The following is a 7,566-nucleotide window of genomic DNA, read 5'->3' on the forward strand; positions in this document are numbered from 1 at the left end:
TCCGCCGGCCCCGGTCAGCACGTCCTGGCCGCGGCTGGAGATCAGGGTGTCCGCGCCCGCCCCGCCCGTCAGCGTCGAGCCCGGCCCCGGCGAGGTGATCACCTGGCCGTCGCCGGGCGGTGGCGGCGGCGGGGGCGGCGGAGGTTCGCCGCCCCCGCCGGTCGTCAGCTTGGACCAGGTCAGCCCCGAGACGGACACCTTCTCCAGTTGCAGGATGTAGTTGGGCCACTGGGGATCGCCGCCTGTCCCGTCGCGATCGAACAGCAGCTTCGTCCCGCCCGCGCCGTCGTCGATCAGCCAGACCCACTTGTCGGCGACGGGGTCCGAGCCTGTGTAGCCATAGAGCCGGAACAGGTTCGAGAGGTCGATGACATCCGAGCCGATGGCGAAGTCGGTGACCCGCGCCGGCGCCCAGGGCTCGAAGGCCCAGCGGAAGACGTCTCCGCCGCCGCCGCCGGTCAGGACGTCGGGGCCCTGGCTGGCGTTCAGGGTGTCGTTGCCCGCGCCTCCGTTGAGGGTCGAGCCCGGTCCGGGTGAGTTGATGATCCGGCCCCCGTCCGAAGGCGGGCTGTCGTCGTTGTTGATCGTGCCGTAGGACGAGTTCTGCGAGCCGAGCGCCGCCCCGACGGGGTTCGACAACCTGACCTCGAACGCTTCGTTGTTCTCCAACACGGTGTCGCCGGCCACCTGCACCGTCACGGTCTTGCTCGCCTCGCCGACCGCGAAGGTCAACGTTCCCGACGGCAAGACGCCGCCCTGGAAGTCCGGCGCCGTGGCTGGATTGGACCCTTGTCCGCTGACGGTCCAGTCGACCGTGGCCGTGACATTGGCTGAGCCGGACCGCGTCACGGTGAAGGTGAATGGCGTGAGCCCGGAATTCCCCTCGGCCTGAGCAACCGATTGGCTGGTGAAATTGAACTGCGAGGTGGGCGGCTGGTACACGTCCTCGTCGAGGATGTGGCCCTTGGCGTTGGAGATGCCCAAGGTCGCGCCGGTGACGCCGGTGAGGTTCAGGTTGAACTGCTCATCATGCTCCGCGGCCGTGTCGCTACGAACGTTCACCACGATCTGCTTGACCGTCTCGCCAGGCGCAAAGGTCACCGTGCCGCTGGGGTAGACGCCGTTCTCAAAATCCTCCGCGGTCAGCGTATTGGTCCAGGGACTGACGCTCCATGTTACGGACGCCGTCCCGTTCGTGTCGCCGGTCCGGCTGAGGCTGTAGACGAAGGGCGTCAGGCCCGCGTTACCTTCCCACTGGTTCACCTCGACGTTGGTCAGCCCGATCTGGCTGCTGGGCGGCGGCGACGGCGGCGGTCCTCCCGCCGAGACGCCACCGATCTTCGCCCATGCGAGCGCGCCCGCGACGCCCTCGAGCAGCGTGATCAGGAACGGCGACTGCGCGCTGCCCGAGCCGTCGCCATCCAAGTAGACGCGCGTACCGGCCGCGTCTGACTGGAAGAACACCCGGCCATCGGCGACAGGATCCGAGCCGGCGTACCCGGCGGCGGAGAACAGCTTGAAGAAGTCGAGCTTGTCCGCGCCCACAGTGAAGTCGGTGATCCTGCCCGCGTTCCACGGCAGAGCATCGAACACGAACAGGTCGCCGCCGCCTTGGCCGGTGAGGACCGTCGAGTTCTGGCCGGCGTGGATGATGTCGTCGCCCGAGCCGCCGGTCAGCCGCTGCCCGGCGCTGTTGTCCGCGCGCAGGGTCTGGGCGGGCGCTTCGCCCGCTCCGACCGCGTAGTCCTGGAGCTTGGGCGTCGCGTTGAGAGACAAGGTGCTCACAACGCTGTCCGTCGGCCCGAATGCGCCGAGCAGCGTACCTTCGAAGGTGAAGAGGTCGCTCTTGGCCCCGGATGGGCCGACAGCGAACGCGGCGCGGCCCCCGTTCGTATAGGTCTCAGCGCTCCAGCTCACCACGTAGCCCCCGCCCGGCGTGGCTTCGACGGTCAGCGCCGACATTGCCTTGGCTTCGCTGTGGATCAGGGTCGGGGCGGTGAGGGCGTTCGTGGCCGGGTCGAACGTCAGGCTGTAGAGGTCGTACTCGGTCCCATCGTAGCGGGTCGAAAGCAGCACCACCTTGCCGGTCGTCAGGGTATCGCCAGCCGCCACGAGGACGCCGGCCGGCAGGGTCACCTCCTCCTTGAACGAGGCGCCGTCGAAGTACCTGAGCTTGCCGTAAGCGGCGAGATATCCGCTCTCGCCCACGCCGGTGACCAGGACGTCGGCGGCTGTCCCGAGCTGCAGGCTTTCAGAGGTGGGGGCGCCGCTCGCGTCGAAGGTCTGCACGTAGCTGCGGCCATAGTCGTACTTGCCTGCAGAGGTGGCCGCCACGACGAAGCCGCCGTTTCCGAGCGGATCGACCGAGATGTCCGAGCCGCCATAGGCGCTGCCCAGCTGCATGGTCCTGAGCAGCGCGCCGCCCGGGCTGAACACCGCAATCCAGACCTCGCTGCCTGGGCTCCCGCTCTGCGGGCTGGCGTGGAAAGCGGTCACGAACCCGCCCCCGGTGAGCGCGTCGACATCCGAGGCGCCGGGGCCCGACTCGGAGCTGTAGTAGAGAGAGCGAGAGGCGACGGCTACCTTGTCACCGACCGGCTGCCCTGCGTGGTCGTACAGCTGGGCGACAAGCTGGCCGCTCCGGTAGGTGGTGCCGCTATAGGTCACCACCTCCGAGCTCAGCACCAAGATCGCGCCGTTGTCGGCGATCGCGGCGTTGCTGGCCGGGCCACCGAGCGTGACGGCGTTTCCGGCCAGGGAGAAGCTCGGATGATCGCTCACTGGGCGCGCCTACTGGAAGATCCAGTCGGAAGCGCCGAGCTGGGATGGGGCGACCTTCTCCACCTGGAAGACGTAGTTGGGCCACTGCTGGGCCGTGCCGGCCGCATCACGATCGAACAGCACCTTGGTCCCGCCGGCGCCGTCGTCGATCAGCTTCAGGTAGCCGGCCCCGAAGGGATCGGTCCCGGTGTAGCCGATGGCGTCCAGCATCCCGCGGATGTCGATCTTGTCGACGCCGTCCTCGAAGTCGGTGATCCGGGCCGGCGCCCAGTTCTCGGCCGGGAAGACGAAGTGGTCGGCTCCGCCGGCCCCGGTCAGCACGTCCTGGCCGCGGCTGGAGATCAGGGTGTCCGCGCCCGCGCCGCCGTTCAAGGTCGAGCCCGGCCCCGGCGAGGTGATCACCTGGCCGTCGCCGGGCGACGGTGGAGGCGGCGGCGGATCGCCCCCGCCGCCCGTCCCGCCGCCGGTCAGCTGTGTCCAGGTCGCCGCGGCGGCCGAAACACCTTCGAGCTTGGCCACGAAGTTCGGCCACTGCGGGTTCGGGCCCGCGCCGTCCCAGTCGAACAGCACGTTCAGCCCGCCGGCCCCGTCGTCGGTCAGCCAGACGTACTTGTCGGCCACCGGATCAGAGCCCGTGTAGCGGGCGGCCTGCAGCATCGCCGACAGGTCCAGCTTGTCCTCGCCGACGTGGAAGTCCTTCACGATGTGCGGCGACCAGGGATTCTTGTTGAACACGAACCAGTCCGCGCCCGCCCCGCCGGTGATGGTGTCGCCGCCCTGGCTGGCCGTGATGGTGTCGCCGCCCGCGCCGCCGGTGATCGTGGAGTTCGGGCCGGGCGAGACGATCGTCTGTCCGCCGCCGGATCCGCCGCCGGTGAACGTGATGGTCAGCTTGCCCGAGACCGGCGGCGTGCCGTCGTTGTCCTTCAGATAGTAGTTGAAAGTGTCCACCGAGCCGGCCGCTACGCCGGCGTTCGGCGTGTAGACATAGCCGCCGACGATATCGAGCTTCAGCACGCCGTACTGGCCGGCCAGCGTCCACTGACCGTTCGACATGTAGCCGACGTTGCTGGCGCCGGTGTTCACCGACGACAGGCCGTACGGATTGGCCTGATCGGCGCCGCGCAGATCGCGGCCGGAGTCGCCGTCGCCCGAATCGCCCTCGGACGCATCGGTCATGACGTTGCCGGTGGCGACGGTCGTCGTGCCCGCCGTCACCGCGTCGGTGTCGTCGCGGGTGATCGACTTGTCGTCGAGGATGGTGACGGTGATGACGCCGTTCGCTCGGTCGCCGTCCTTGTCGTCGAGAGTCAGGCTGATCTTGTCCACGATCGCGGGGGTCGCGGCCGAGCCGCTCGCCGGGGCGGGATGCTCCTTCGCGTACTTCAGCGTGTACTCGTACGAGACCGCGCCGGTGGCGGCGTCGTAGCCCGTGATCGCCAGGGTGTCGCCCTTCGCGGTCGTGAGCGTCTGCGCCTGGAAAACCCCGCCGACGATCACGCCCTTGCCCGCGACGTAGAGATTCTGCACGCCGTCGGCCGCCTCGAGATGGAACGCGCCCCGCTGGACCAGTGCGGCCGGGTCGGGGCTGGTGCCGTTCGAGATGTTGGCGTCGCTCACCGTTATGGTGATGGCGCCGGTTCCGTCGGGATTCTTGCCGATCGTCGGCTGGTCGTCCGGAGCGGGCGGCGCGCCGCTCGGATTGGTCAGCGCGTTCCAGGTCAGGCCCTGAGAGGACACCCCTTGCAGGTGCAGGACGTAGCTGGGCCACTGCTGCTGCGCGCCCGCGCCGTCCCAGTCGTACAGCACCTTGGTGCCGCCGGCGCCGTCGTCAAGGAACTGGATGTACTTGTCGGCCACGGGGTCCGAGCCGCCGTAGCTGTTCTTCAGCGCCTGGAAGTCGAGCTTGTCGGCGCCGAGGGCGAAGTCCTTCACCACATGTGGGGACCAGGGCGCCGTGGGCAGGACCAGGACGTCGGCGCCGTTTCCGGTGGTGATCGTATCGCCGCCCTGGCTGGCGGTGATGGTGTCGTTGCCCGAGCCGCCCGTCAGCGTCGAGTTCGGTCCGGGCGAGGTGATGGTCTGGCCCGGAGTCGGCGAAGAACTGCTCGCCTTGATGGTGATGCCGAGCATCGACTGTGCCGAGTCACCATCGCCGTCGATGACGCCGAAACTAATGGGCTCGCCCACCCCGTTTGGTGCGTCCGGACGCGCCACGTAGCTGTAGTCCGCGGTCGTCGGGTTGATGGTGAGCACGCCGTACACGCCCTGGAAAACGATGTTCCCGTTAGCGTCGGTCGTCGCGCTTGTGCCGGACGAGCCAGAGACCCAGGTGATGCGCCCGAAGCCGTCGGCCGTGAACTTGTCCGGCGTGCCGTCGGTGATCAGATTGCCAGTGGCCGCAGGTCCGCCCGCCGTGGCGGTCGCGCTGTTGGAGGCGGTGGTGATCTTCTCGTCGTCGCGAATCTGAACCGCGAGCGAAGACTCCGCCCGGTCGCCGTCCTTGTCCGTCAGCACGACGGGCACGCTGAGGAAATCTCCGTACCGCTGCTGGGGCCCCGGTTGGGCGCTGTGGTGAGGCGAGGTGATCTCGTAATTCACGCCGACGCTGTTGGTGGCGGCCACGAACGTGACGGTCAGCACGCCGGGACCCAGGGCGATGGAGCCCGGCGTGACGACGCCGTCGCGGATGATCGCGTAGCCGCCCACAGTGAGGTCGTCGATGCCGTCGTCCGCCTTGATGGTGAACCCATACGCGCCGGCCGTGCTGACCTGACCCGCCTGGCTCCCGTTGGGCAGCCCCGCCTCGTTGACGAAGATGTGGCCGCCCGGGATCGAGTTGATGTTGATGACAGGTGTCGCGCCCGGCATGCCTCAGTCCTCCCCGCGCGCAGGCTGAAGGGAAAGCGACGGCCACCCGCGGGCCACGTCGCCGTTACGACTGATCAGCAGCATCTCTCCAGACTCCGAGCGCTTCCCGCGCTTCACGTCCCGAGCTGACGCAGCACGCAGGGCCACGGGACCCGATCCCGCGGTAGCCGGAACCAACCTTTCGAGTGGCGGGTGTGTTCCTAAGGCCGAGGTTCACGCTCGCGTGTTATGGCTGCGGTTGACGCCACGGCGCCGGAAACGGACAGAATCGACGCCCCTGCGCCCCCTTCGGTTGCGGCGCAAAAGAACGCGTGCTAGTAGGCGCGCGGCTTTGGGTCGAGGGTCTTACAGGCTTTTGATCCGGCTTGCTTTTTTCAAGCGCTTTCAAGCCTTTACGGCCGCGACGGAAGCTCCGCTAGCGGCTCATGACACGCACCGGGCGAGTTTTAAGTGGCCGACGACTCCAAGGTATCGAATGTGGGCGGCAGGTATGCCCAGGCCCTGTTCGACCTCGCGAACGAACAGAACAAGGTCGCAGCCGTCGAGGCCGACCTGAAGTCGCTGCGCGCGGCGATCGTGGAAAGCCGGGATCTGCGGGTCCTCTTGGCGTCGCCGCAGTTCGGCGCTGAGGACAAGCGTAAGGGCCTCACCGCCATCGCCGACAAGGCGAAGTTTGATCCCACGACCAAGAAGTTCCTGGGCCTGATCGCCGCGAGCGGTCGCGCCTCGGCTTTGCCGGACGCGATCCTCGGCTTCGAACGACTGGCCGCCGCCGCCCGCGGCGCGGTCTCGGCCGAAGTGGTCACCGCCGTGCCCCTGTCCTCGGCCCAGGCCAAGGGCGTCGCCGCCGCCCTGCGTCAGGCGCTGGGCAAGGATCCTGAAATCACGACCCGCGTCGATCCGTCCCTGCTGGGCGGCATCAAGGTGAAGGTCGGTTCCCGTCTGTTCGACGCTTCGCTCCGCTCGAAGCTCGATTCCCTGAAATTCGCCCTCAAGAGAGCGTAAAGCCCATGGATATCCGCGCCGCCGAGATTTCGGCCATCCTGAAGTCGCAGATCGCCAATTTCGGCGAGGAAGCCGACGTCTCTGACGTCGGTTCGGTCCTGTCGGTCGGCGACGGCATCGCCCGCGTCTACGGCCTCGACAACGTCCAGGCCGGTGAAATGGTCGAGTTCCCGTCGGCCGGCGTGAAGGGCATGGCCCTGAACCTCGAGCGCGACAACGTCGGCATCGTGATCTTCGGCGAAGACCGCGCCATCCGCGAAGGCGACGAAGTCCGCCGTCTGGGCGAGATCGTGGACGTTCCCGTCGGCAAGGGCCTGCTGGGCCGCGTCGTCAACCCGCTGGGCGAGCCGATCGATGGCAAGGGTCCGATCACCAACGTGGCCGAGCGCCGCCGCGTGGATGTGAAGGCGCCCGGCATCATCCCGCGCAAGTCGGTGCACGAGCCGGTGCAGACCGGCCTGAAGGCCATCGACACGCTGATCCCGGTCGGCCGCGGCCAGCGCGAGCTGATCATCGGCGACCGTCAGACCGGCAAGACCGCCGTCGCCGTCGACACCATCCTGAATCAGAAGCAGGTCAACGCCACCGGCGACGAGAGCCAGAAGCTCTACTGCATCTACGTGGCCATCGGTCAGAAGCGCTCGACCGTCGCCCAGATCGTGAAGACCCTCGAGGAGCGCGGCGCCCTCGACTACACCATCGTCGTGTCCGCTACGGCGTCGGAGCCGGCCCCGCTGCAGTTCCTGGCCCCGTTCGCCGGCTGCGCCATGGGCGAGTGGTTCCGCGACAACGGCATGCACGCCGTGATCATCTATGACGACCTGTCGAAGCAGGCCGTCGCCTACCGCCAGATGTCGCTGCTGCTGCGCCGTCCTCCGGGCCGCGAGGCCTATCCGGGCGACGTGTTCT

The 7,566-nt window shown here is 68.2% G+C and carries 3 protein-coding genes and 1 pseudogene; 2 read left to right on the forward strand and 2 right to left on the reverse strand.

Features of this window, described 5'->3' with window-relative positions; all coding sequences use genetic code 11:
• A partial coding sequence (locus tag RIF93_RS06505) for a Calx-beta domain-containing protein (protein ID WP_309089608.1) occupies positions 1-2,781 on the reverse strand: 2,781 nt, incomplete at its 3' end.
• Positions 2,782-2,790: 9 nt separating this feature from the next.
• The gene (locus tag RIF93_RS06510; protein WP_309089610.1) at positions 2,791-5,652 is read right to left on the reverse strand and encodes a type I secretion C-terminal target domain-containing protein; all 2,862 of its coding nucleotides are present in this window, start codon (positions 5,650-5,652) and stop codon (positions 2,791-2,793) included.
• 450 nt (positions 5,653-6,102) lie between these two features.
• On the opposite strand from RIF93_RS06510, the gene RIF93_RS06515 reads away from it, so the two are divergent.
• Together RIF93_RS06515 and RIF93_RS06520 are read left to right on the forward strand one after the other, a co-directional pair.
• The gene (locus RIF93_RS06515) at positions 6,103-6,657 is read left to right on the forward strand and encodes a F0F1 ATP synthase subunit delta (protein ID WP_309089612.1); all 555 of its coding nucleotides are present in this window, start codon (positions 6,103-6,105) and stop codon (positions 6,655-6,657) included.
• A 5-nt stretch (positions 6,658-6,662) separates the two neighbouring features.
• A pseudogene (locus RIF93_RS06520) lies at positions 6,663-7,566 on the forward strand (F0F1 ATP synthase subunit alpha); the annotation flags it as partial.

Origin of the sequence: Phenylobacterium sp., from assembly GCF_031181185.1 — a bacterium.
In the GTDB taxonomy this organism is placed as follows: Bacteria; Pseudomonadota; Alphaproteobacteria; order Caulobacterales; family Caulobacteraceae; genus Phenylobacterium.